At 64.8% G+C, this 26042-nt stretch carries 20 protein-coding genes; 12 read left to right on the forward strand and 8 right to left on the reverse strand.

The features are described 5' to 3' along the window. Nucleotides 1-7: 7 nt before the first annotated feature. The 3 genes from vasI to tssM are packed head-to-tail and all read left to right on the forward strand — an operon-like array spanning nt 8 to nt 5805. The gene (gene vasI / locus AC05QJ_RS30085) at nt 8-724 is read left to right on the forward strand and encodes a type VI secretion system-associated protein VasI (protein WP_476744796.1); all 717 of its coding nucleotides are present in this window, start codon (nt 8-10) and stop codon (nt 722-724) included. Further along, a complete protein-coding gene (gene tssA / locus AC05QJ_RS30090) occupies nt 712-2145 on the forward strand; it encodes a type VI secretion system protein TssA (protein ID WP_476748036.1) in 1434 nt (477 codons plus the stop codon). The genes vasI and tssA overlap by 13 nt, the downstream gene beginning before the upstream one ends. A gap of 15 nt (nt 2146-2160) precedes the next feature. Next, nucleotides 2161-5805, forward strand: coding sequence for a type VI secretion system membrane subunit TssM (tssM, locus tag AC05QJ_RS30095; RefSeq protein ID WP_476744797.1), 3645 nt, complete (start codon nt 2161-2163; stop codon nt 5803-5805). A gap of 35 nt (nt 5806-5840) precedes the next feature. Here tssM and AC05QJ_RS30100 read toward each other — a convergent pair whose 3' ends face one another. Then, nucleotides 5841-6788 (reverse strand): GlxA family transcriptional regulator, encoded by a 948-nt coding sequence (locus AC05QJ_RS30100; protein WP_476744798.1) that lies wholly within the window; start codon nt 6786-6788, stop codon nt 5841-5843. Nucleotides 6789-6958: 170 nt separating this feature from the next. Between AC05QJ_RS30100 and choX the strand changes: the two genes are divergently transcribed. From choX to AC05QJ_RS30125, 5 genes are all read left to right on the forward strand, one after another. After that, on the forward strand, nt 6959-7900 hold the full coding sequence (choX, locus tag AC05QJ_RS30105; protein WP_476744799.1) for a choline ABC transporter substrate-binding protein: 942 nt from the start codon (nt 6959-6961) through the stop codon (nt 7898-7900). Nucleotides 7901-8054: 154 nt separating this feature from the next. After that, nucleotides 8055-8939, forward strand: a complete 885-nt coding sequence (gene cdhC / locus AC05QJ_RS30110; RefSeq protein WP_476744800.1) for a 3-dehydrocarnitine:acetyl-CoA trimethylamine transferase CdhC — start codon at nt 8055-8057, stop codon at nt 8937-8939. A gap of 16 nt (nt 8940-8955) precedes the next feature. Next, entirely contained in the window at nt 8956-9921 is a 966-nt protein-coding gene (locus tag AC05QJ_RS30115; protein WP_476744801.1) for an L-carnitine dehydrogenase, read from the forward strand. A 14-nt stretch (nt 9922-9935) separates the two neighbouring features. Beyond that, a complete protein-coding gene (locus tag AC05QJ_RS30120; RefSeq protein ID WP_476744802.1) occupies nt 9936-10406 on the forward strand; it encodes a thioesterase family protein in 471 nt (156 codons plus the stop codon). A 252-nt stretch (nt 10407-10658) separates the two neighbouring features. Continuing rightward, nucleotides 10659-10919, forward strand: a complete 261-nt coding sequence (locus AC05QJ_RS30125) for a hypothetical protein (protein ID WP_476744803.1) — start codon at nt 10659-10661, stop codon at nt 10917-10919. 122 nt (nt 10920-11041) lie between these two features. On the opposite strand, the gene gbdR is transcribed toward AC05QJ_RS30125, so the two are convergent. Next, nucleotides 11042-12145, reverse strand: coding sequence for a choline metabolism transcriptional regulator GbdR (gene gbdR, locus AC05QJ_RS30130; protein WP_476744804.1), 1104 nt, complete (start codon nt 12143-12145; stop codon nt 11042-11044). Between the two features lie 397 nt (nt 12146-12542). Beyond that, nucleotides 12543-13919 carry an L-serine ammonia-lyase gene (locus AC05QJ_RS30135; RefSeq protein ID WP_476744805.1) on the reverse strand — a complete coding sequence of 459 codons (1377 nt, stop codon included), beginning with the start codon at nt 13917-13919 and terminating at the stop codon, nt 12543-12545. Nucleotides 13920-14365: 446 nt separating this feature from the next. Between AC05QJ_RS30135 and AC05QJ_RS30140 the strand changes: the two genes are divergently transcribed. From AC05QJ_RS30140 to choV, 3 genes are all read left to right on the forward strand, one after another. After that, on the forward strand, nt 14366-15313 hold the full coding sequence (locus tag AC05QJ_RS30140) for a choline ABC transporter substrate-binding protein (RefSeq protein ID WP_476744806.1): 948 nt from the start codon (nt 14366-14368) through the stop codon (nt 15311-15313). Nucleotides 15314-15379: 66 nt separating this feature from the next. Next, entirely contained in the window at nt 15380-16228 is an 849-nt protein-coding gene (gene choW, locus AC05QJ_RS30145; RefSeq protein WP_476748037.1) for a choline ABC transporter permease subunit, read from the forward strand. Then, nucleotides 16225-17403, forward strand: coding sequence for a choline ABC transporter ATP-binding protein (gene choV / locus AC05QJ_RS30150; RefSeq protein WP_476744807.1), 1179 nt, complete (start codon nt 16225-16227; stop codon nt 17401-17403). Before choW ends, choV begins: the two co-directional genes overlap by 4 nt. Nucleotides 17404-17444: 41 nt before the next feature. On the opposite strand, the gene AC05QJ_RS30155 is transcribed toward choV, so the two are convergent. From AC05QJ_RS30155 to AC05QJ_RS30175, 5 genes are all read right to left on the reverse strand, one after another. Beyond that, on the reverse strand, nt 17445-18548 hold the full coding sequence (locus tag AC05QJ_RS30155) for a M14 family metallopeptidase (RefSeq protein WP_476744808.1): 1104 nt from the start codon (nt 18546-18548) through the stop codon (nt 17445-17447). 110 nt (nt 18549-18658) lie between these two features. Further along, entirely contained in the window at nt 18659-19936 is a 1278-nt protein-coding gene (locus AC05QJ_RS30160) for an MFS transporter (protein ID WP_476744809.1), read from the reverse strand. 76 nt (nt 19937-20012) lie between these two features. Beyond that, a complete protein-coding gene (locus AC05QJ_RS30165; RefSeq protein ID WP_476744810.1) occupies nt 20013-20933 on the reverse strand; it encodes a LysR substrate-binding domain-containing protein in 921 nt (306 codons plus the stop codon). A 199-nt stretch (nt 20934-21132) separates the two neighbouring features. Next, complete coding sequence (locus AC05QJ_RS30170) at nt 21133-22494, reverse strand: DUF1329 domain-containing protein (RefSeq protein WP_476744811.1); 1362 nt, start codon at nt 22492-22494, stop codon at nt 21133-21135. Between the two features lie 24 nt (nt 22495-22518). Beyond that, the gene (locus AC05QJ_RS30175; RefSeq protein ID WP_476744812.1) at nt 22519-24381 is read right to left on the reverse strand and encodes a DUF1302 domain-containing protein; all 1863 of its coding nucleotides are present in this window, start codon (nt 24379-24381) and stop codon (nt 22519-22521) included. A 265-nt stretch (nt 24382-24646) separates the two neighbouring features. On the opposite strand from AC05QJ_RS30175, the gene AC05QJ_RS30180 reads away from it, so the two are divergent. Next, nucleotides 24647-25969 (forward strand): CapA family protein, encoded by a 1323-nt coding sequence (locus AC05QJ_RS30180; protein ID WP_476744813.1) that lies wholly within the window; start codon nt 24647-24649, stop codon nt 25967-25969. Nucleotides 25970-26042 lie beyond the last annotated feature (73 nt).

Consider the following 26042-nt stretch of genomic DNA (forward strand, 5'->3'; position numbering starts at 1 on the left):
CGACAACATGACACCTACGATCATCGGCGCCAGGGAGCGCCGCCCACGCCTGAAACTGGCACTGCTCACCGCCGTGCTCCTGGCCGGCTGCGATAGCGGCGAGGCCACCACCGGCGCATCCGGGGACTGCACCCGCATCACTTCCGCGCTCGAGCGCCTGGCCTGCTTCGACAGCGTGGCCGGAACACCGCCGACGACTCCCGTACGGCAACAACCGGTCGCCCCGAAGCCGGTCGAACCGGAGCACAAGAGGCCCTTGATCAAGGAGCTGGTCGAGGCCAACGAGGCCGGGCGCCTCGCCGACGAAACCCCGTCCAGGATCACCCGTAGCGCAGACCGGCCCGTTGGCCAGGACAAGGTGGTGATTTCCGCCCCGGCACTGACCGGTCCCCAACCCCACGCCTATCTGGCCATCAGCTGCCTGTCCAACATTTCCCGGCTCCAGTTGCTCAGCCGCGAGCCCTTGCCGGTCAACTACATCACGATCCGTCTTGTACTGGACGGCAAGGCCGTGAGCCCCGCCCGCCCCTGGCAAGTGCTGGACGACGGTACGGTCAGCGACGTGGGGCGCGGCCTGGTGGCCATCGAGCAGCTACGGCACCTGGCCCGTCCGGCCCGGCTGTTGACGCTCGAGAGCAACTACAGCCCGTTCGACGGCCTGCAGTTCGATGCCCGCGCGCTGGGTGAACAGATCGCCGAGCAACGGGAGGCCTGTCATTGGTGAGGCAACTTCCCCCGCTTGATCTCAAGGCCCTGCTCAAACCCTTGGACCCGGCCCTGCCGGCAGGCCCCTTCGACGAAGAGGACGAACTGTTCCAGGGCATCGACCATGAAATGGTCAAGCTCGGCGGCCTGCAGGAACGCGCCATCGACTGGAGTTTCGTCGACAACGGCGCACAGCAATACCTGGGCACCCAGTGCAAGCACTTTCGCATTGCCGGCCACCTGATGACCGGGCGCCTGCGCACCGGTTGCTGGCGCGGCTGGAGCGAGGCGGCCGGGGTGCTCGCCGGCATGGTCGAAAAATACTGGGAAACCGGTCATCCCAGGCCGGGCGCCACCGGGTATCGGATCAAGCGCCGTCTCGTCGACCAGTATCTGGAACGCCTGGCTGACGCCCTCCCCAGGCTGGACCGCAACAGTTACTCGCAAGAGCTGCACAAGGCCGGCCAGCAGGCGCTCGACCAGCTTCAGGCAAACGCCCCGCTCGCCAGGCTGGATGTCGCAGTACTGAGCCGACTGGAGAGCAGGCTGCGCCAGTCGGCCGAGTCCCACCGTGCACCGGAGCTGGATGGGCAATCCATCGACCTGGCCATCGGCGGCGACGGCCTGGCGGATGCCTTCTTCGCGCCGCTCCAGGTCAACCCGGGCAACGAACGGGAGAACCGCCGCTCGCTGCTCTCGGCGGCGGAGATCATCAACCAGCAGGACCTCTACGACCCGACCGGCTACCTGCTGCGCCGGTTCGCGCTGTGGGCGCACCTGACCCAGGCGCCGCTGATGCACCACGACAGGCGGACCGAATTGATGGCCGTTCCGCAGGATGTCGCGGACCGCTACGACGAGGCGCTGATGACCAACGCCATCGATCCGGCCCTGCTGCAACGGGTCGAACGCAGTGTCACCTCCTCCCCGTACTGGCTGCGCGGCAGCTTTCTGTCGGCAGGCATCGCTCGCAAGCTGGAAATGCCCAGGGTTGCCGAGGCCATCCGGCAAGCGACCGAGCGTTTCGTGACCCGCCTGCCCGCCCTGACCACGCTGGAGTTCGCCGATGGCCGGCCTTTCATCGACAGCGAAGTGCAGGCCTGGGTCAGCGGCGCCACACAGGAAAGCGCAACCGGCGCCAGCCCGGAGTATCCAGCCCTGCGTGGCGAATTGAGCGCGCAACTCGACACCGCCGGGGTCGAGTCGATGCTGCGCAGCCTGGAGTCGCTCCAGCACCACAAGACCGATCTGCGCCATGCCTGCCACGTCATGGCCATTGCCGCCGAACTGCTCGCCTCCCGGGGCCTGAGCTGGCTGGCCGATGGCCTGTATGCCCGTGCGCACAGCGTCATGGACAACGCCTCCGCCCGCGCATGGGAACCGGAGCTTTATCAATTGCTGGCACGGCACGCGCCGGCTGGCGAAGCACACAAGGATTAAACAGGGAACACTGCCATGGGGAACATCTGGTCCAACTTGCAACGATATGGTCGGCCCTTGTTGCGCTGGCTCAAGCCCGGCATACCGCTCCTGTTGCTGACACTGGTGCTCGGCGCGGCAGTCATCTGGTGGCTCGGCCCGCGCTGGGCGCTGGCCGGCTACCAGCCGCTGGGCAGCGTCACCGCGCGAGTTCTGGCCATCGTGATGCTGCTGGTGCTGCCCCTGCTGGGCTGGATCGTTCGCCTGCAGCGGCGCAACCGCCGCCTGGAAGCGGAGCGCAAGCACGAGGAGGTACGCCAGACCGATGCCTGCCTGCGCTTCGTCGAGGCCCAGGAACGCGACCTCGATCGCAACCTCGCCCTGCTCCAGGCCAACCTCAAGGGCCGCAATGCCCAGTACCAGATACCGTGGTACCTGGTGCTGGGGCAGGAAAACGCCGGCAAGACCAGCTTCGTCAATCGCGTCAGCCAGGGCTCCTCCCTGACCGCCGAGATGAAGGCCGGCAGTTGGCGCCAGCAGGAAGATCCGGACCGGCTGTATTCCATCGACTGGTGCATCGGCGACCAGGCGGTGCTGATCGACCCTCCCGGCGAGATCATCAGCCAGCTCCCGGTTGCCAACGGCCCCGAGCAGGAATCGTCTGTCGCGCCCCAAGGCGCCTCGTCCGGGTTGCCGGAAGAATTGCATGCACGTCTGTGGCATGGATTTGTCAGTTGGCTGGGACACAACCGCAGCCGGCGGCCACTGAACGGTGTCGTCCTGGTCGTCAGCCTGGTGACCCTGCTCAAGCAGCCCCCCAGCGAACGCAAGCAACTGGCCGCCATCCTGCGTTCGCGGCTGATCGAACTCAGCCGCGAGCTGGGTACGCGGCCGCCGCTGTACGTCGTCCTGAGCAAATTCGACCTGCTCGACGGTTTCGACACCCTGTTCGCCCGCTTGCCCAAGTCGGCCCGGGAAGACATCTTCGGCCTCACCTTTACCTTCGATTCGCTACGGGACTACGACGCCTGGCTGGAAGAGCTGGGCGAACGCTACGACGCGTTCCTCGAGCGACTGAACGATAAGGTTTTCGACGCCCTGGCGAATTCCACCGACCAGGACCAGCGCCAATCCCTGCATTCGCTGGTGCGGCAACTGTGCGGCCTGCGTTCGATGCTGCTGGACTTCCTCGGCGATGTGCTGGGCAGTGATCGCTTCGCCACACCGGCCTTGCCACGCGGCGTGTTCTTTTCCTCGGTGTACCAGCAGGGCCTGCTCAACAACACCTTCGTCGACTGTGCAGCACAAGCCTACGAAATGCGCGAGGCGAGCAACAGGATGCACCCCAGCGGACAGGCACTGGTCTACTTCGCCCAGCAACTGTTCCAGCGTGTCATCTACCCCGAGTCCGACCTGGCCGGCGACAACCCGCGGGTCATCAGGCAGAAGAAGCACGCCATGGCCCTGCGCTTGGGCATCGCATCGCTGGGCAGCCTGCTGGTCTGCGGCGGCTGGTACCACTACTACGGCATCAACCGCGACAAGGCCTTGAGTGTGCTGGAGCGCAGCCGCGACTTCAGCGCCAGCGCCGTCGACACCGAGCTGGACCCCACTGGCCGCAACCTGTTGCCGCCGCTGGACCAGATCAGCAATGCCGTCGCCGTCTATGGAAACTACCGCAATGCCTGGCCGCTGCTGGCCAACATGGGCCTGTACCAGGGACATGCCATCGGCCCCAAGGTCGACGAAGCCTACCTGACCTTGCTGTCGCAGCACTTCTTGCCCGCCCTGGCCAGCGGCGTCATGGAATCGCTGGACGGCGCGGGCATCGGTGACGACACCCAACTGGCCGCCCTGCGCGTGTACCGGATGATCGAGGACCGCACCAACCGCCGCCAGCCCGTGGTCGAAAACTGGATGGCTGCGCAATGGCAGGCCGCCTTCCCCGGCCAGGATAGTGTCCAGACCGCCCTGATGCGTCACCTCGAATACGCCATGAAATACGTCGATACCCGCCTGCCGCAGTATCAGCAGCGCGTTGCCACCGTGCAGCAGCATCTGCGCCAGATTCCGCTGCCGGAGCGAGTGTACATGACCATGAACCAGGAGGCCGGGGTTTCCCTCACCTCGCCCCTGGACCTGCGCAACGAAATCGGCCCGGCGTTCGATATCGTCTACCAGCCCGAGCCCGGCCAGGTCGAAGCGGCCGGAGAAACACCACCCCCGGCCAGCGGCCGTATCGACGCCCTGCTGACCGCCAAGGGCTACCGCAGCTATTTCGCCCGGCACAGCGAGAATCTCACCGAGCTGGCGATGATCGACCAGTGGGCCTTGGGGGAACGGGCCAAAGTGGACTACTCGGACGCCGACAAAACCGTTCTGGCCGAACGAATCCGCGCCATCTACGGCCGTGCCTACGTCGACACCTGGCGACGCAACCTCAACCATCTGGAGGTGCGGGACTTCAACGATATCGCCGATGCCGTCAACATCCTCGGCAGCGTGACCGGGCCGGCGGCGCCACTGCGGCGCCTGGTGGAAACGGTCCGCGACAACAGCGAACTCGGCCTGCGCGCAACGCCCGTCGATGACACCGGCAGCGACCCGGGCGCCGCTCTGGTGCAGGCGGTCGTTCGCACCCGCGACGACGAGCAGCGGACACCGCTCATCACCGATATCGCCCGCGCATTCGCCCCGCTGAATCAACTGCTGGACAGCCGGGAAGACCGGGCTCCGTACCTGGAGGAAACCATGCTCGCCATCGCCAGCGTGCAAGACAAGGTACGGGTGGTGCACGACAGCCCCGATCGCGGCAAGGTTGCCCTCGCCATGGTGGTCGAGCGCTTCTCGCTGCAAGGCCCCGACCCCATCGCCAACCTGCAGAGGATCGCCGCCGGGCTGCCAGAGCCGCTGAACCGTCAGGTGGCCAAGCTGGCCGACGAGTCTTCCCGGGTGATCCTGGTGGAGGCGCTGCGAGAGCTGGAGCGTCGCTGGGACAGGGATGTGCATCGTTTCTATCGCGAGCGCCTGGCCGATCGCTACCCCTTCAATCCGGCCAGCCGCCAGGAAGCTTCGCTGGAGGATTTCACCGCGTTCTTCGGCCCACAGGGCCGGCTGCAGAAATTCCGCGAGCAGTATCTGAACCTGTTCCTCGAAGACAACCTCGAAGCGCTGTACTCGGAGCGATTGGGCGGCTATCTGGTGAGCGCCGACGTGCAGGCCCGACTGACGTCTGCCGAGCGTATCCGCGATGCCTTCTTCAATGGACGCGGCCTGCTCGGTGTGCAGTTCTACATCGAGCCACTCGGGCTGGCGCCCACCAAGCGCAGCAGCTCGCTAAGCGTCGAAGGGCAGCTGATCACCTACAACCATGGCCCCAGCACCAGCACGGCGCTGATCTGGCCCAACACCCTGGCGCCGAACAACGAAAGCCGCATGACCCTGGTCAATGCCAGCGGCAGCAGCAGCGGCCTGGTCTACCGGGGCCCCTGGTCGCTGTACCGGCTGCTCAGCCAGGCGCGCTTGAACGGCAGCACCAGCACCAGCGTGGACATCAGCTTCTCCGCACCGGACGGAGGCATGCGCTACCGCATCAGTACGGAGAAGGCCGAGAACCCGTTCACGCAACCGTTGTTCAAGGGCTTTGCCTTGCCACGGACGTTGTTGCAGGACGGGCTCTAGGCCGTTTGGGGCTGCCTTGCGGCCCCAAGTGTCCGCTAACCCGTTGCAGGCGCCCGCCGATCCTCCCGCGGGCACCGCTGAAAGCGCGCCCGGTAACTGCGGGTGAAGTACGACGGTGAATCAAAACCGCAGGCGATACTGACGTCCAGCACGCTCATCTCGGTCTGGCGCAGCAGTTGCCGCGCCTTGTCCAGGCGCAGGCGCAGGTAGAAGCCGCTCGGCGTGTCCTTGAGGTAGAGCCGGAACAAGCGCTCCAGCTGACGCCGGCTGACCTGCACCGACTCAGCCAGTTCCAGTGTGTTCAGTGGCGTCTCGGTGTTGCGCTCCATGGCGCCGATCACCTGCACCAGCTTGCTGTTGCTGATGCCGTAGCGCGAGGCGATCTGCATGCGCTGGTGATCCTGACGCGGTCGGATACGGCCAAGCACGAACTGTTCGGACACCTGGATCGCCAGTTCGGCACCATGGGCCTGGCCGATCAGGTCGAGCATCAGGTCGATGGACGCAGTCCCGCCGGCCGAGGTGATGCGGCGCCGGTCCACCTCGAACAGCTCCTGGGTCGCCTCCAGCCGTGGATAACGCTCCTTGAACGCGTCCAGCGCTTCCCAATGCAGGGTCACCCGGTGGCCGTCGAGCAGTCCAGCCTCCGCCAGCACCAGGGTGCCGGTATCGATCCCGCCCAGCACTACACCGTCATGATCCAGCTTGCGCAACCAGTGGGCCAAGGTCGGCCCGTAGTGCTGCAGCGGCTCGAAGCCGGCCACCACCAAAAGGGTCGCGCCCTTGCCCAGAGGCTCCAGCGGGCCGTCGGCATTGACCGACATGCCGTTGCTGGCCAATACCGCGCCACCATCCAGACTCAACACCCGCCAGCCATACAGCCCGGGGCGAAAGCGGTTGGCCACCCGCAGCGGTTCCAGTGCCGAAATGAAGCCCAGCGCGGAAAAGCCCGGAAGCAGCAGAAAGTGAAAATCCTGGGACATGGTGGCGACTCGACAGCCAGGGAAGACCGGTTAATACCGCGCAGGTCGCCGCTGTGCAAGCGCCGGTCGCCACAGTGCGATTTTCCGCGGTGAAGCCCGCGTAACGTGAGCACCACGGCTCGCAGAAGCCGCCCCCATAACAATTAGAACTGCCGTTGGAGGAGCCACCCATGCAATCGATCAGTCGTTCGCTCTTGATGCTTGTCGGTACCGCAATCCTCAGCACCAACGTGATGGCCGCCGAACCGGCCGCCTGCAAGAACGTCCGCCTGGGCGTGGTCAATTGGACTGACGTGATGGCCACCAGCGCCATGACCCAGGTACTGCTCGATGGCCTCGGCTACCAGACCAAGCAGACCAGCGCCTCGCAGCAGATCATCTTCGCCGGCATCCGCGACCAGCGCCTGGACCTGTTCCTCGGCTACTGGAACCCGATCATGACCCAGACCATCACCCCGTTCGTCGATGCCGGGCAGGTGAAGGTCCTCGACGCGCCCAGCCTCAACGACGCCCGCGCCACCCTGGCCGTACCGAAATATCTGGCCGACAAGGGCCTGAAAACCTTCGCCGACATCCACAAATTCGAGAAGGAGCTGGGCGGCAAGATCTACGGGATCGAGCCTGGCTCCGGCGCCAACACCCAGATCAAGGCGATGATCGCCAGGAACCAGTTCGGCCTTGGCAAGTTCCAGCTGGTGGAGTCCAGCGAAGCCGGAATGCTCGCCGCCGTCGACCGGGCCGTGCGACGCAAGGAGGCGGTGGTGTTCTTCGGCTGGGCGCCGCACCCGATGAACGTGAACATCGACATGGCTTACCTGAGCGGCAGCGAAGGTGCCCTCGGCCCGGACGAAGGCCGTGCCACGGTGTGGACCGTTACCGCCCCCGACTACGCCAGCCGTTGCCCCAACGTCAGCCGCCTGCTGAGCAACCTGACCTTCACCGCCGAAGACGAGAGCCGGATGATGCAGCCGCTGCTGGATCACAAGGACGCGCTGGAATCGGCGCGGCAATGGCTCAAGGACCATCCCGAAGACAAGGCGCGCTGGCTGGAAGGGGTGACCACCCTGGATGGGCAGCCGGCTGCCGACAATCTCAAGCTCACCGCCAACTGATCTACCGCTATCGCCGGCAACGCCGGCTCCCACAAGGTCCTGCGTACTCCGCACCTGTGGGAGCTGGCTTGCCAGCGATGAGGCCCTCCCGAACACAGAAACCCTCGCTGCCGAACACGGCAACGAAGCCCAGACACGCCTGAAGGAAACCGCAATGAACCACGACGTCATCATCACCTGCGCCCTCACCGGTGCCGGCGACACCGCCAGCAAGAGCCACCACGTCCCCGTCACGCCCAAGCAGATCGCCGCCGCCGCCGTGGAAGCGGCCAAGGCCGGCGCCACGGTGGTCCACTGCCACGTCCGCGACCCCGAAACCGGCCGGTTCAGCCGCGACGTGGCGCTGTACCGCGAAGTGATGGAGCGCATCCGCGAATCCGACGTGGACATCATCGTCAACCTCACCGCCGGCATGGGCGGCGATCTTGAAATCGGTCCCGGCGAGATGCCCATGGAGTTCGGCACCGGCACCGATCTGATCGGCCCGCTGGAACGCCTGGCCCACGTCGAGGCGCTGCTGCCGGAAATCTGCACGCTGGATTGCGGCACCCTCAACTTCGGCGACGGCAACAGCATCTACGTGTCCACCCCGAGCCAGTTGCGCGCCGGCGCCAAACGCATCACCGAACTGGGCGTTAAAGCCGAACTGGAGATCTTCGACACCGGCCATCTGTGGTTCGCCAAGCAGATGATCAAGGAAGGCCTGCTGGACGATCCGCTGTTCCAGTTGTGCCTGGGCATCCCGTGGGGCGCGCCGGCAGACACCACCACCATGAAGGCCATGGTCGACAACCTGCCGCCGAACGTCACCTGGGCCGGCTTCGGCATCGGCCGCATGCAGATGCCGATGGCCGCCCAGGCGGTGCTGCTCGGCGGCAACGTGCGGGTGGGCCTGGAAGACAACCTGTGGCTGGAAAAGGGCGTACTCGCCACCAACGGCCAACTGGTGGAACGCGCCACCGAGATTCTTCACCGCCTCGGCGCCCGGGTGCTCACCCCCGCCGAAGGCCGCGCCAAGATGAACCTGACCCGTCGCTGAACCACAGGAGCCACCCATGCGCTTTATCACTGATATCAAGACCTTCGCCGCCCTCGGTAGCGGCGTGATCGGCAGCGGCTGGGTCGCCCGCGCCCTGGCCCACGGCCTCGACGTAGTGGCCTGGGACCCGGCCCCCGGTGCCGAGGCAGCGCTGCGCAAGCGCATTGCCAACGCCTGGCCGGCGCTGGAAAAACAGGGCCTCGCCCCCGGCGCCTCGCAGGACCGTCTGCGCTTTGTCGCGACCATCGAGGAATGCGTCAGCAACGCCGACTTCATTCAGGAAAGCGCGCCAGAGCGGCTGGAGCTCAAGCTCGACCTGCACGGCAAGATCAGCGCCGCGGCCAAGCCCGACGCCCTGATCGCCTCCAGCACCTCGGGGCTGTTGCCCAGCGAGTTCTACGAGTCGTCCGTCCATCCCGAACGCTGCGTAGTCGGCCATCCGTTCAACCCGGTATACCTGCTGCCGCTGGTGGAAATCGTCGGCGGCCGCAACACCGCGCCAGAGGCCATCGAAGCGGCGAAGCAGGTCTACAGCGCCCTCGGCATGCAACCGCTGCATGTGCGCAAGGAAGTGCCCGGCTTCATCGCCGACCGCCTGCTCGAAGCCCTGTGGCGCGAAGCGCTGCACCTGGTCAACGACGGCGTGGCGACCACCGGCGAGATCGACGACGCGATCCGCTTCGGAGCCGGACTGCGCTGGTCGTTCATGGGCACCTTCCTGACCTACACCCTGGCCGGAGGCGACGCAGGCATGCGCCACTTCATGGCCCAGTTCGGCCCGGCGCTGCAACTGCCCTGGACTTACCTGCCCGCTCCCGAACTGACCGACGAACTGATCGATGCGGTGGTCGACGGCACCTCGGAGCAACGCGGCGAACGTAGCATCGCCTCGCTGGAGCGCTATCGTGATGACTGCCTGCTGGCGGTGCTGGACGCGGTGAAAACCACCAAGGCCCGCCACGGCATGACCTTCAGCGACTGACAGGGAGACACGCGATGCCGGCCTTGCTGACCTACCAGACCCCGGTCCTGGAAGACTGGGTGGATTACAACGGGCACTTGCGCGATGCCTTTTACCTGCTGATTTTCAGCTACGCCACCGATGCATTCATGGAGCGCATCGGCCTGGACGGCGACAACCGCGAGGCCACCGGGCATTCGTTGTTCACCCTGGAATGCCATCTGAACTACTTGCACGAGGTGAAGCTGGGGACCCAGGTGTGGGTCAACACCCAGGTGATCGGTTTCGACCGCAAGCGCCTGCACCTCTACCACAGCCTGCACCGGGAAGGCTTCGACCAGGCGCTGGCGGCCAGCGAACAGATGCTGCTGCATGTGGACCTGGCGGGGCCGAAGTCGGCGCCGTTTACGCCGCAGGTGGCGGAGCGGTTGCAGGGGATCGTCGCGGAGCAGGCTGATCTGCCGGCCGCGGCGTTCGTAGGGCGGGTCATCGGATTGCCTGGCTGAAATAAAAATTGCCCCGGCAAGCCGTGACGCAGCCGGGGCAAAGAGCGAGCAACCTACCTGTGCCAGAAGGGTGGTGACCAAACCGCCCTCGACCTGTGCATGAGTCCAGTGTGCACACTCCCGCGTCACTCGATTTTGCCGAAAACGACCTGTTCATAGGTAAAGCGGCCATCGCGACAAACTACCCTTGCCCCCTCGGCCGGGCGCTCCCAGAATCGATCCAAGACCTCACCTGCCACAAGGACTACAGCCATGATGCATGCGGATTTGATTGATCAGGACGACCTGGTTGGGCACCTGCGGGCCCTGGGTTTCGAGACGCCTTCCGGTGGTAGCGCCGAACAGGTGTGCGAATGCGCCGTGCGCGGGCTGGACGCGCCCCGGGCAAAGGCACTGAAGGGGATGGTGGAACAGATGTACGGCAGCAGCGCGACCATTCTGCCGGCGGTACGCCAGGCCATCGAAAAGCAGTTACTGCCTGCGCTGGCCGAGTTCAAGGCCACTCATCAGTAATCAGGTTTTGGGGCCGCTTTGCGGCCCTTCGCGAGCAAGCTCGCTCCCACAGAGCCGCGAGGTGAACCTGTGGGAGCGAGCTTGCTCGCGAAGGGCCGTGAAACGGCCCCAAAATGATTGATTTACAACCTCACACTGGCAAAGGTCGATTCGTTCCGCGCCTGGCTCAGCGCCGCCATCGGCCCGGCCAACGGCGCCAGCACCAGTGCCTGCGGAATCGGCATCATCGCCACCTGCTGGGCAGTATTGGAGCCTACGCGCTCATCCCGCGGCGGAATGCCGAAGTACTCGCGGTAGCATTTGGAGAAGTGCGGCGTGGAGACGAATCCGCACACCGAGGCCACTTCGATGATCGACATTGGCGTCTGCTTGAGCAGTTGCCGTGCGCGGATCAGCCTCAGCTTGAGGTAATAGCGCGACGGCGAACAGTGCAGGTATTTCTGGAACAACCGCTCCAGTTGCCGGCGCGATACCGACACATACACCGCCAGTTCATCCAGGTCGATCGGCTCTTCGAGGTTGGCCTCCATCAGCGCAACGATCTCCTGCAGCTTCGGCTGGTTGGTGCCGAGCATGTGCTTGAGCGGCACACGCTGGTGGTCCTGTTCGTTGCGGATGCGCTCGTAGACGAACATCTCCGAGATCGCCGCCGACAGCTCGCGGCCGTGGTCGCGGCTGATCAGGTGCAGCATCATGTCCAGCGGCGCGGTACCGCCGGAGCTGGTGAAGCGGTTGCGGTCGAGGGTGAACAACCGCGTGCTCATGCTCACCCGCGGGAACGCCTCCTGCATCGCTGCCAGGCATTCCCAGTGCACGCTGCAGTCGAAGCCGTCGAGCAGGCCGGCACAGGCCAGCGCCCAACTGCCGGTGCACACCGCGCCAAGGCGGCGGGACTGGCGGGCCTGGCTCTGCAGCCAGGTCACGTGTTCACGGGTCACGGTACGCTGAATGCCGACACCACCGCAGACGATCACGGTATCCATGGCCGGAGCCTTGTGCATGGCTGCATCGGGGGTGATCTGCAGACCGTCGCTCGCCCAGACCTGGCCACCATCCACGCTCAGGGTGTGCCAGCGGTACAGCTCGCGGCCGGACAGCTGGTTGGCCATGCGCAGCGGTTCAACTGCGGATGCCAGGGAAATCAGGGTGAAGTTGTCCAGCAGCAGAAAACCGATGGATTGGGGCGTGCGGGTTTGGGGTTGGGCCCCGGAGTTGTACGACGTCATCGCGATCTCTCCTCACACAATGCAGGTTGCGCCTCAGGCGGGCTTTATTGTTATGGGCCCTGAATTGGCTCGATTGCAGGGCATGGCCAAACCCAACGCAAATGCCGTGCCGGAAATTGAATGACCATCCAACAACTCCTGAAAACGACGTGGCGAAGGGTCTGAAACGGGGCTTTTATCGGACAGGTTTTTTACCTGTGAGGCGCGAACCAGGGCGCTCGCGAAAGCGCCGTGAGCAGATCGGTAGCACTGCGGTGCGGGATGCCCAGAAACGACACGCGAGAGTGTCACCGCAAGTAGTGTGGGAAATGGCTACAGGGCCAGGGGGCTATTGCCATGCCCGCGCGCCAAAAGGCGGCGCGGGCGGAAGGAAGTGAGCAAAAACGGCGCAGCGGTTTCAGCACTCGATGGCGCTGACGGCCAGGCCGCCGCGGGAGGTTTCCTTGTACTTGTCGTGCATGTCGGCGCCGGTATCGCGCATGGTGCGGATCACCCGGTCGAGAGAGATGAAGTGCTCGCCGTCGCCACGCAGAGCCATTTGCGCAGCGTTGATAGCTTTCACTGCAGCGATGGCGTTGCGTTCGATGCACGGCACCTGAACCAGTCCGCCGACCGGGTCGCAGGTCAGCCCGAGGTTGTGCTCCAGGCCAATCTCGGCGGCGTTTTCCAGTTGTGCCGGGGTCGCCCCCAACACTTCGGCCAGGCCCGCCGCCGCCATCGCGCACGCCGAGCCGACCTCGCCCTGGCAGCCCACCTCGGCGCCGGAAATCGACGCGTTCTTCTTGCACAGGATCCCCACCGCCGCCGCACCGAGGAAGAAGTCCACCACGCAGGCCTCGCTGACCTGGTCGCTGAAGCGCATGTAGTAATGCAATACCGCCGGGATGATCCCTGCCGCACCGTTGGTCGGCGCCGTGACCATGCGCCCGCCGGCAGCGTTCTCTTCGTTGACCGCCAGGGCGTAGAGGTTGACCCACTCCATGGCGCTCAGGGTCGAGCCGATCACGTTGGGCTTGTTCAGTTCCTGCAGGCTGCGGTGCAACTTGGCGGCACGGCGCTTCACATTGAGGCCGCCGGGCAGGATGCCTTCGTATTTCAGTCCGTTGTCCACGCAGTCCTGCATGGCCTTCCACAGCTTCATCAGACCTGCGCGGATCTCCGCTTCACTGCGCCAGACCTTTTCGTTTTCCATCATCAATTGCGACACGCGCATGTCGTTTTGCTTGCAGCGTTCGAGCAGCTCCGCGGCGCTGTTGAAATCGTAGGGCAGGACGGTGTTGTCGCTGTCCAGAATGCCGCTGGCGGCCTGGGCTGCATCGACCACGAAGCCACCGCCTACCGAGTAGTAGGTGTCCTCGTGCAGCAGGCCCTCGGCGCCCTCTGCAACCAGGGTCATGGCGTTGGGGTGATAGGGCAGGTTCTCGTCCAGCAGCCGCATGTCGCGGGCCCAGACGAAGGGCACCGGCAGGCGGTTGTCCAGCAGCAGGGTGTCGGTTTCCCGCAGGGTGGCGATGCGCAGGCCGATCTGCGACGGGTCGATCGCGTCGGGCCATTCGCCCATCAGGCCCATGATCACGGCGTTGTCGCTGCCGTGCCCGACACCGGTGGCGGACAGCGAGCCATAAAGGCGTACTTCGACCCGCGTCACCCGCTCCAGCTCGCCACGTTCCCGCAGGCCCTGGACGAACAACGCCGCGGCGCGCATGGGCCCCACGGTATGGGAACTGGACGGGCCGACGCCGATCTTGAACAGGTCGAACACACTGATGGCCATGGCCACGAACCTCCTGATTGGGCAGGTGTACGCAGCCCGGGCACAAGGGCCACAGCTGCTACGCTGACTGGGCGGCAATCCGCCGATTCCGCGCATCATCAGGCTTTTGGCTGCACCCCTGACGTCTGCAACCGACTCACTCTTGTCCAGCAGCGCCGCCCTTCCCGGCCACCGGAAATACGCCGTTTTTGGCGGTTCTGCCGCGTCGCAAGAGCGTTTCCCGGGGCCAATGAATCCATAAACGACCTCATTGGTACTGGATGCGACCCTGCCTGTACTGGTTACGACGCACCCTGTAGGCGTTTGTTTTTTGCTGGTGGATGATCGGTATCGACTCGATTGCACGGCACCCGTCCCGCTGTCGTCCGGCAGCTGGTCCGACCGAATGCAGACATAAAGCACGGCGGTCCCCGGGACATCCGACAAAAACACTCAGGAGTCCATTCATGAAAGGTTCACCCTCGCTGTTGATGGCCGCGCTATTGAGTCTTCCGGTGCTGGCCCAGGCTGCGGAGCCCGAGCAATGTCACACGGTCAACTTCTCTGATGTCGGCTGGACCGACATCACCGTCACCACAGCGGTGACCAGCGTTGTGCTCGAATCCCTCGGCTACAAGACCAAGACCACCATGATCTCGGTCCCGGTGACCTACAAGTCGCTGGCCGACGGCAAGAACATGGACGTGTTCCTCGGCAACTGGATGCCGACCATGGAAAACGACATCAAGCAGTACCGCGATGCCGGCACCGTGGAAACCGTCCGCGCCAACCTGGAGAACGCCAAGTACACCCTCGCCGTCCCCCAGGCGCTGTATGACAAGGGCCTGAAGGACTTCGCCGACATCGCCAAATTCAAGAAGGAACTGGACGGCAAGATCTACGGCATCGAACCGGGCAACGACGGCAACCGCACCATCCAGAGCATGATCGACAAGAACGCCTTCGGCCTGAAGGACGCCGGCTTCAAGGTGGTCGAATCCAGCGAGGCCGGCATGCTGTCGCAGGTCGATCGCGCGGCGCGGCGCGGCACCGATGTGGTGTTCCTCGGCTGGGAACCCCACCCGATGAACAAGCGTTTCAAGATGCAGTACCTCAGCGGCGGCGATGACTTCTTCGGTCCCGAATTCGGCAAGGCCACCGTGCTGACCAACACCCGCAAGGGCTACGTGCAGGAATGCGCCAACGTCGGTCAGCTACTGAAGAACCTGTCCTTCACCCTGGACATGGAAAGCACGCTGATGGGCAACGTGCTCGACGACAAGATGAAACCCGATGCCGCCGCCAAGGCATGGTTGAAAAACAACCCGCAGGTGCTCGACACCTGGCTGGCCGGTGTCACGACCGTAGACGGCAAACCTGGCCTGGAAACGGCCAAGGCCAAACTCACGCAGTAAGCACGCCCCCGCGGCGGCCATGACCGCCGCGGGGAGTTTCCGAATCCTTGCAGGTGGACGCTCGCTATCATGCTGATCGATCAAAAAATACCCTTGGGCCAGCACATCGCGGCCTTCGTTGAATGGCTGACCCAACATGGCGCCAATTACTTCGATGCCTTCGCTGCGGCGCTGGAATGGATGATCCACGGCGTGACCGGGGCACTGACCTGGTTCAACCCGTTCGTCCTCATCGGGCTGATCGCGGTGGGCGCGCACCTGATCCAGCGCAAGTGGGCGCTGACCGCCTTCTGCGTGGCCTCGTTCCTGCTGATCCTCAACCTGGGGTACTGGCAGGAAACCATGGAGACCCTGGCCCAGGTGCTGTTCGCCACCCTGGTCTGCGTGGCCATCGGCGTGCCGCTGGGCATCGTCGCCGCACACAAGCCGATGTTCTACACCGCCATGCGGCCGGTGCTCGACCTGATGCAGACGGTCCCCACCTTCGTTTACCTGATCCCGACCCTGACCCTGTTCGGGCTGGGCGTGGTCCCCGGGCTGATCTCCACGGTGGTGTTCGCCATCGCCGCGCCGATCCGTCTGACCTACCTGGGCATCTGCGACGTGCCCCAGGAGCTTCTCGACGCCGGCAAGGCCTTTGGCTGCTCGCGCCGGCAACTGCTGTCCCGTATCGAACTGCCCCATGCGATGCCGAGCATCGCGGCCGGCGTCACCCAGTGCATCATGCTGTCGTTGTCGATGGTGGTGATTGCCGCGCTGGTGGGTGCCGACGGACTGGGCAAACCCGTGGTCAATGCACTGAACACTGCCGATATCGCCCTGGGCTTCGAAGCCGGCCTGGCGATCGTCCTGCTGGCAATCATGCTCGACCGTATCTGCAAACAACCCGATGTACAGGTAAGGGGTGAGGCATGAGCATCATTCGCTTCGAAGACGTAGACGTTATCTTCAGCAATCGACCGCGTGAGGCACTCAGCCTGCTCGACCAGGGCCTCTCGCGGGAGCAGATCCTGAAGAAGACCGGGCTGGTGGTCGGCGTGGAAAAAGCCAACCTGGATATCAACAAGGGCGAGATCTGCGTGCTGATGGGCCTGTCCGGTTCGGGCAAGTCCAGCCTGCTGCGCTGCATCAACGGCCTCAACACCGTCAGCCGCGGCAAGCTGTTCGTCGAGCACGAAGGCTCGCACATCGACATCGCCCACTGCACCCCGGCAGAGCTGAAAATGATGCGCACCCAGCGCATCGCCATGGTGTTCCAGAAGTTCGCCCTGATGCCCTGGCTGACGGTGCGCGAGAACATCAGCTTCGGCCTGGAAATGCAGGGCCGTCCCGAGAAGGAACGGCGCAAGCTGGTGGACGAGAAACTGGAGCTGGTGGGCCTGACCCAGTGGCGCAACAAGAAGCCTGACGAGCTGTCCGGCGGCATGCAGCAGCGCGTCGGCCTGGCCCGCGCCCTGGCGATGGACGCCGACATCCTGCTGATGGACGAACCCTTCTCCGCCCTCGACCCGCTGATTCGCCAGGGCCTGCAGGACGAGCTGCTGGACCTGCAGAAGAAACTGAGCAAGACCATCGTCTTCGTCAGCCACGACCTCGACGAAGCGCTGAAACTGGGCAGCCGCATCGCCATCATGAAAGACGGCAAGATCATCCAGTACAGCAAGCCTGAAGAGATCGTGCTCAACCCGGCCGACGACTACGTACGTACCTTCGTCGCCCACACCAACCCGCTGAACGTGCTGTGCGGCCGCAGCCTGATGCGCACCCTGGACCAGTGCAAGCGCATCAACGGTTCGGTCTGCCTCGATCCGGGCGGCGACTCCTGGCTGGACCTGGCCGAGGGCAACACCATCAAGGGTGCCCGCCAGGGCGTGAACGGCCTCGACCTGCAGAACTGGGCACCGGGCCAGGCGGTGGAAGAGCTGGGCCGCAAGCCGACCCTGGTCAACGCCAGCATCGGCATGCGCGAAGCGCTGCAGATCCGCTACCAGACCGGCAACAAGCTGGTGCTGCAGGAAGAGAACCGGGTGGTGGGGATTCTGGGTGACAGCGAGCTGTATCACGCGCTGCTGGGCAAGAATCACGGCTGAGCCCGCAGGCCTCATCGCTGGCAAGCGGAGCGCCGCCCGGCCTAGGCCGGCAGCGCCCGCCGCTCTTGCGCCAACCCCTGCAACGCCTGGAATGCCACTTCCCGGCCCTGGCGAAGTACATCCTCTTTCCACTGCGGCTCGTCGACGTAGAAGGCATCCCGCAATTGCTGCTTGATACGCTTGCGCTGCAAGGCGCCGGCCTGGGGATTGTTGTGCAGCCACTGCTCGGCGCGCAGGGCATCGAGCACCTGCTGGCCGGGCAAGGTGCCGTACTCCAGAGTCAGGCCGGTGAAGCGTTCGGGCGAGCATTCCTCCAGGGCGCTGTAGACCATCAGCCCGGTCAGCGGCACCGAGACCGACTGGCCATCCTGGGAGGAGCGCACCGCGTCGCCCCACCAGCGCCGCGCACGGGTCAACATCGGTGAGTCGCCCGGGCCCGAATAGATCCGCTCGCCATGCCCTTTCGGGCCGAGGCCGGTATGGATATCGAGCCAGACCAGATGTTCGCAGGCGCTGCCATGCCGGCGCACCACGTCACGCAGGGTGCGGTTGCTCCAGGTCGGCGCCGTACCGGTGAAAAACAGACCGTCAGGGTGACTGTGCTGACCACCGGAAATGGCCTTTTGCAGACGCTTGCGGCCGTACTTCAGCAACTTGCCCAGCACGCGCAGGCGGTTGCCCGGCGACGGCGGCCAGCGCTTGGGAATCATCACCGGGTGCAACGCCGGGTAGTCCGGGTTATCGACCCGAGGCTGGCTGAAATCGCGGAAGTTGCGGTTGAGATCGACATTTTCGTGGGTCCAGCGGCGCAGCCAGGAAAACCCGTACGGATTGGCGGCATGCAGATAGACCACGGCGCAGCGCGCGTCTCTGGCCTGGCGCTGGAACTGCTCGTCGCGCAGCAGGGCGATCTGCACCGCAGACCCGCAGAAACCCTCGACGCCGTGGCAGCCGCTGGTGATCAGCAATACGTGCTCGGCGTCATCAGGGCCACTGCGGGCAACATCGATGGCCAGCACTTCACCCTCGGCACCGGGCAGCGGGTGTGGATGGGATTCGACGGGCAGGCCGAGGCCGGCACAGGCGTCGAGGAATGCCTGGCGGGCTTGGGCGTAGCTCTGGGAAAAGCAGGCAGCGGCGGTCATCGAGGCTCCTGGGGTTTGCACGAGACGAATCTGGCCCACAGGCTGGCCTGTGAAGGCCGGCCCGCAAGCAGGAAGGTTGGATGTCGGAGAGTGGCCGTATGGCCGGCTGTTCAGCCCGGTTGCAACGCGGCCTGCGCGGCGGGCTCGGCCATTTCCAGGCAGTCACGGGTGCGCTGTGGCTGCACCAGCCAGAAGCCCAGCAGGGTGCAGGCAAGAATCGCCGCGCCGATCAGCGCCAGCGATAACTCGAAGCCACGGGCGATATCACCGCCCTGCCCCGCAACCATCTGCCCCACCAGCCAGGGTGCGAGCATGCCTGCGCTGGTCAGCCCACCGATATGGATCGACAGCATCGAACCGCGCCGGGCACCGGGCGCGATGTAGGCGACGATGGTGTTGGCAAAGGTCGGCAGAACGTTGATCAGCACCGCCCCGAGGGCGTAGAACGCCAGGGTAGCAGCGAGATGGCCGTGGGCTTGTGTCAGCAACACGAAGGCCAGCCCGGCCACCAGGCAGCAGGCCAGCGGCAGCACCACCATCGCCCGCTGCACCGATGCGCCGCGCTTGAGCGCCCGCTGCGAGAGCGCCGAGACCAGCAGGTTGCACAGGATCACCGCGAGGGTGACGAACATCACCGTATAGCCGGACTGCATGGGCGTCAGGCCCAGACCTTTCTGCAAGTACACCGGCACCCAGCTGTACACCAGGGCGTTAGGCAGGTAGCCGACGAATCCGACCAGGGTGATACCGAGAAAGGTGCGGTTCAGCAGCAGCCGGCGATAGCCCGGCAGCGCGCCGGCGTGGGCAGCCACCGGCTCGTCGACATGGCTGCCTTCGCGGCCGAAGGCCAGCCACAGCAGCATCCACACCAGCCCCAGCAGGGCCAGGCCGAGGTACGCCAGGCGCCAGCCAACCTGGGCAATCATGAACGGCAGGCTGACCGCCGCGAGAATCGCCCCGAGCATGATCGATACCTGGATCAGCGATGCCGGCATCACCCGCTCGGTGGGGCCGAACCACTTGAAGCAGGCGTGCTGGGTCACCGCGGTGCCGGGCCCGGTGCCAGCGCCGAGCAGCAGGCGGCTGGCGACCAGTGCCATGAAGCTGCTGCTGAGGCTCACCAGCAGTTGCGAAACCATCCACACCAGCGACATGCCTACCAGGATCCAGCGGCTGGGGAAGCGGTTGGCGAGAAAGCCCACGGCAACGCCGGAGACGGAATACAGGAAGAAGAACGCACTGCCGATGAAGCCGAATTCGGCCGGCGTCAGTTTCAGCTCTTCGATGATCTGTGCGCCGGCGAAGGCGAAGATGCTTTTGTCCAGCACGCTGATGATCATCACGCTCATCAGCAGCACCAGCACGAGGTTACGTCGGGAGAACGGCATGCGGGTTCCTCCAGGAGTCAGGCGGGCAGGATGCCGCAGGCGCCGGGCGCTGAATAATCATCTATCGGCATGCTTATCAGGGTTGGTTATGGAGGGGGGAGCGAAGCGGGCTGGGGTGCTTGAAGGCGTAGATGATGTCGTCGACCATGATCTGGGTTTCCCGGGTCATCAGCTCCGGCGGGCGGCATACCAGCGAAATATCGGTGCCCGGCACGCGCTCGGCGATCGACAGCATGTCGAGGTTGCCTGACACCACCGGCAGGTCGAACACCCGTCGCGACCAGGAGCTGACCGCGTCGGTGGTGGCCGCCAGTTCGGCGTAGAGCACCACCGAGGCACAGACCAGGATGCGCTCCGGCGGCTTGATCCCGTATTCATCGAACATGCGCCCGGCCAGCGAGCTTTCCAGGGCGTCGGGCAGCAGCCATTCCTGATCCAGCAGGTCGTTCAGGGAGCGCGCCCTGGACAGCGGATGGCCCTTGCGCACCGCCAGTGTGGTGGGCTGGGCGTACAGCTCGTGCCATTCGAAGCCCTCGACGCTGCGGCAAGGCGGGTGCGAGGTGAGTGCCAGGTCGAGCTGGCCTTCGCGCAGCCCTTCCAGCAACTTGGCCGGGCGCAGTTCGTGGATCTGCAACTGCACCTTGGGGTAACGCTTGCGGTACTCGAGGATGCAACTGGCGAACTGCTGACTGGGTGTTACCGGCGACACACCGATGGTCACCCGCCCGTCCATGGTGCCCTTGAGGGTCTCGATCTCGTCACGGGCACGGCGCACCTCTTCCACCACCAGGCGGGCGCGGCGCACCAGGTGCTCACCGTAGGACGTCGCGGTGATGCCCCGGTTGGAGCGCACCAGCAACGGCACGCCCAGCTCCGACTCCAGCTCCTTGATGCTTTTCGACAGGGCGGGCTGGGAAATATGCAGCAGGCGCGAAGCCTCCTGGATGCTGCCGCTCTCGCAGATGGCGACGATGGCACGCAGTTGATGCAACTTCATGGGCATTCACCAGAAACGGGAAGGGGCGCACTAGAGCAAGGATCAGACGGGAAAGCAAAGGCCCGGCTGTCGGCTGGTGGTGTCCGTCATGGCCCCATCGCTGGCAAAGCCAGCTCCCACAGGGATTGCATGCTCCGCAAAACCTGTGGGAGCTGGCTTTGCCAGCGATGAGGCCAGTACCGGCAATGATGCCTCTAACTCAACGAATCCCGGTCGCCCGCAAGGCATTCGGGGTGAAGTCCTTGCTGGTAGCGGTCAGGGAGAAGTCATAGCTGTCTTTCTTCTCCTCGTTGCGCAGGCCCGACACGGTGTAGCGTCCACTGAGCACGTCGTAGTGGGTCTCGGCGGTCAGCCAGGGAAACTGCTGGTCGTAGAAGAACCGCGCATGCCCTTCGGCGACCCGCCACAGGTTGCCGCGACCGTCGTAGGCATCGGCCTCGGCCACCTGCCAACTGTCTTCGTCGATGTACAGGTCGCGTTTGCTGTAGATGTGCCGGTTGCCTTCCTTCAGCGTCGCCACCACATGCCAGACCCGATGCAGTTCATAGCGGGTGTGCTCGGGGTTGAGGTGGCCAGGGCGGATGATGTCGTCGTACTTGAGCTTCGGCGAGTCCAGCGCGTAGCTGTTGTAGGGAATGTAGATCTCTTTCTTGCCCACCAGCTTCCAGTTGTAGCGGTCCGGCGCGCCGTTGAACATGTCGAAGTCGTCGTAGGTGCGCATGCCTTCGGCACCGGGGCTGTCGTAACCCACCTGCGGCGCCCGGCGCACGCGGCGCTGGCCGGCGTTGTACATCCACGCCATGCGCGGCTCGGCGACCTGGTCGAGGGTTTCCAGCACCAGCATCACGCTGCCGGCACGGCGCGGCGGCGAGAGGATTTCCTGGCGGAAGTAGAACAGGATGTTCTGCATCTTCTGCGGGTCGTAGTCCTTGAGCCCGAACGGGAAGGCGAACTGCTCCTTCATCATGCTCACGGTGTAGCTGCCGTTGTCCTGCGGGTTCATCTGCGCGGTGGTACGCAGGATCCGGTCGCCGCGGTAGCGGGTGATGTGGTTCCAGATCACTTCCAGGCCGCTCTGCGGAATCGGGAAGGGAATCGACAGGCTGAAGTCCTTGAGCCCGTTGCCGCCCTCGGCCAGGGTGGTGCGGGTCGCGTTCTGTTTCACCGCGTCGAACACCTTGGCCGGCAAGGTCACGCTGCGGTGGGTGGTGTACACCGGAATGCGGTAGGTCTCGGGGAAGCGCTTGAGCATCGCCAGTTGCCCCGGCGTCAGGCGCGCCTGGTACTGCCCGGCGTTCTGCGCAGTGATGACGAACAGCGGCTTCTCGTCGGCATAGGGGTTGGGGATGAAACCGCCGGCGTCCACTGCGCCGGTGCTGGCGGGGATGCCGCCGGTCCACGCCGGAATGCTGCCATCGGCGTTGCCGGCTTTCTCGGCGCCGATAGGGGTCAGGTCCTTGCCCAAGCGTGCGGCTTCCTGCTCGGACACCGCCGCCATCACCTGGCTGGCCAGCAGGCCGAGGGCCAGGCAGCTACCGCGGATCAACGATTTACGAATCATGCTCTACTCCAGGAACAGGGGGCGTCAGAAGCTCACGCCCAGGCTGACGGCGAGGAAGTCGCGGTCGGTGTTGGTGTTGAAGTCGCCGCCGAAGTAATCGGTGTAACTGACGCTCAGGTTGTAGCGGCTCAGGTACTCGGCATCGAGGCCGACGCTCACCGACTTGTCGCCTTCATTGAAGGTCGGGCCGAAGCCTTCCACGTCGTGGGCGAAGGACAGGTTCGGGCGCAGCACCACGCCACCGATCAAGTCGGCGTACTCCAGGCCGGCACGCAGCCGATAGCCCCAGGAGTCGGCGGTGTAGAAGCCCTTGCTGGTGCACTGGTCGGGGTTGGCCGAGTTGGCCACCTGGCGGCACAGGGCGTTGCCGGAGATGCCGCCCAGCAGCGGCGCGGTACCGGCCAGGGCCAGCTCGCCGTTGCCGTAGACACTGCTGCGGCCGAAACGCAGGTCCGAGCCGTCGGTGGCGCCGAGGTCGGCGATATGGCTGTAGCCGACTTCGCCCACCAGGGTCAGGCGGTCGGCACCGATGAAGGTCAACTGATCGATGGTACGGGTAAAGGTGACCTGCGCCTGGGTGAACGGCTTGCGCACGTAGCCGTTGATCTGCGAGCCATAGACGGAGCTGGCGAAGCCGCTGGAGAAGATCGGCAAGCCGGCATTGACCGCCGGGTTGGTCGCCGCCGAGCCGAGGGTCGCGGCCGCCGAGACATCGCTGGCGTTGAGCGACAACGGCATGTTCGGCCGGTAACTGATCTCCCCCGCCACTGCGGTTGCGCCCACCGTGGTACTGAAACTCAGGCCGTACAGGCGGATATCTTCCGGGTATTCCAGAAAGTAGCGTGCGGTGCTGATCCCGCCACGTCCGGCCAGGCCGCCCACCGGATCGACCAGCGCGCCGCGCCCGACGGTCCAGGTACTGGTGGGTGTGCGGCTGTGGTAGTTCATGGCGTAGAAGCCGAACTCGGTGTCGTTCAGCTCCGGCACCATCCAGCGCAAGGCCACGCCGAACTGGCCGCTGTTGCGTGCGTCCTTGTCCGACAGCCGTGGCACGTAGCCGTAGCCGCCGAGCACACCGGTGCCATTGATGTCGCGGTCGAAATCGCTGCCGTTGATGGCCATGTTGGTGTCGCAGCCCTTGGCCGCCACGTCGCTGCTGAAGAAGGTGCCGCAGTTGTCGGCGACGCTCTTTTCCCACTGCAGCTGATAGAACGTCTCCAGCGACAGGTTGTCGGTCAGGCCCTGGTTGAAATACAGCATGTTCACCGGAATCAGGGCTTCCTTGACCTCGGAACCGGGTCGGCGCAAGGCCGAGACGTCCACCGGGTTGATGCTGTTGATGCCGTTCTGGATGAAGCTGCTTTCACCCCAGCTCACCACCTGGCGACCGGCGCGCACCGTGCCCGGCAGATCGCTGATGCTGTAGTTGTGGTAGACGAAGGCGTCGAGCAGTTGCACGCCGGAGGATTTGGCGGCGTTGTCCCGGTGGCTGTCGTCGATGTCGTAGAGCGGGCGGTGTTCGTCCTTGAGCTCGAAGTCATACCAGTACTTGCCGCGCACGAACAGGCCGCTGTCGCCGTACTTGAGTTCGAGGTCGTGGATGCCCTTGAAGATCTTCGAGAAGGTTTCGCCTTTCTTGAAGTTCAGCCGGCCGTCGTCCGAGGTCTGGGTCGATGCCGTACCGCCGTTGCGACTGCCGATGAAGGCCCGGTCCGGGCTGTCCATCGCCCAACTGGCGCCGATGGACAGCGTCGAGTCGAAACGCCCTTCGATCTCCCCGATGTTGAAAGTGGCGGCCTGGGCGCTCGCGGCGCCGAGTGCCAGGCTGACGGCCAGCGGCACTGCACGGGGCCGGAGACCGGCAATCTGAGTTGTTGTTCTTTTCATAGTGCTCTGCGCCTTGAACCTGCTGTTCATGTGAAAGCCTTTCCCCTGACGCCCCGTTGCCGGGCGCCGGGCGGATGCATGGTAAGCAGCGAGTCACAGGCCCGGCCTCTGAAAAAAAGTGATGCCCATAGCCAAATGCGGGGGTGGGATCCGGCGGGCGAACGGGTCGATAACCGACGGCTATCGGGATGAACAGGATTCAGTACGGGCGGCACCGGGCCTTGGCCTAGAGTCCGCGCAGTTCCCTTCCCCGCGAGACGAAGCCATGAAAATTGCCCTGACCGGCGACAGCATCCTGCAGCGCCGCCTGCACAGCCGTGCCGACCAGACCCTGAGCCCGCTGTTCGACCTGATCCGAGCGGCGGATGTCAGCTTCACCAACCTGGAGGTGCTGCCCAACGACTTCATCGGCGATCCGGCGCTGGAAAGCGGCGGCTCGCATTTCGGCGCCCCGGCCTGGGTGCTCGACGAACTGGTCGAGGGTGGCTTCGATCTGTTTTCCACCGCCAACAACCACAGCCTCGACTACGGCATCAGCGGCCTGCAGGCGGCCCACGAGCAACTGCGCAAACGCGAACTGCTGTTTGCCGGCACCGGCCGCAACCTCGAAGAAGCGCGACGGCCGGTGTACTGCACCCGGCCCACCGGCACCGTCGCCTTGCTGGCCTGCAGTTCCACCTACGGCAAGGGCCAGGAAGCCAGCGACCAGAGCCGCGACATGCCCGGCCGCCCCGGCCTCAACCCGCTGGGCTACGACACCCTGCACGAAGTCAGCACCGAACAGATGGACCAGGTGCGCCGGCTGATCGCCGACCTCGGCCTCGACCGCCTGTACCAGGGCGCCGTGGACCTGGGCTTCGCCCATCCGCTGCCGGATCCGTCGTTGCAGGTGTTCGGCCCTTTCACCCCGCTGCTGTTCCGTGAAGGCGCACGCACCCGCCTGCGTACCCTGGCCCGCAAGAAAGACCTGGACGGCATCCTGCGCTGGGTCGAGGAAGCGCGGCTGACCTCAGACATCGTCATGGTCAGCCTGCACGCCCATGAACTGGGCTACAACGAGCAGGGCGAGTGGGATCTGGAAGCACCGGCGGAGTTCATCCAGCCGGTGGCGCGCCGGCTGATCGACGCCGGGGTCGACATCGTGGTCGGTCATGGTCCGCATCTGCTGCGGGGCATGGAGCTGTACCAGGGCAAGCCGATCTTCTACAGCCTGGGCAACTTCATCGGCCAGAACGAATTGGTGGAACGCCTGCCGGTGGACAGCTACGACCAGTTCCGGGTGGATCGCCAGCAGACGCCGTCGAAGGTGTTTCTGCAGCGCACGCGCAATGACACCCGCAGCTTCCCGTCGGATTCACGGTTCTGGGAAAGCATCGTGCCGGTGTGCACGTTCGACGGGCGCAGGCTGACCGGGATCGAACTGCATCCGGTGAGCCTGGGGCTGGGTGAGGCGATTCATCGCCGCGGGCGGCCGAGGTTGGCCGAGGGGGAGCAGGCCACGGCGATACTGGAGCGGTTTGCGGCGCTATCTCATGGCTATGAAACTCGCCTGGAAATTCAGGGGGGCATAGCCCGCGTACTGCTCTAAATGATTTTCTGAATTCACTGGCCTCATCGCTGGCAATGCCAGCTCCCACAGGTTTTGCAGTACACGCAATCCC

Source organism: Pseudomonas sp. TUM25319 (assembly GCF_056388475.1).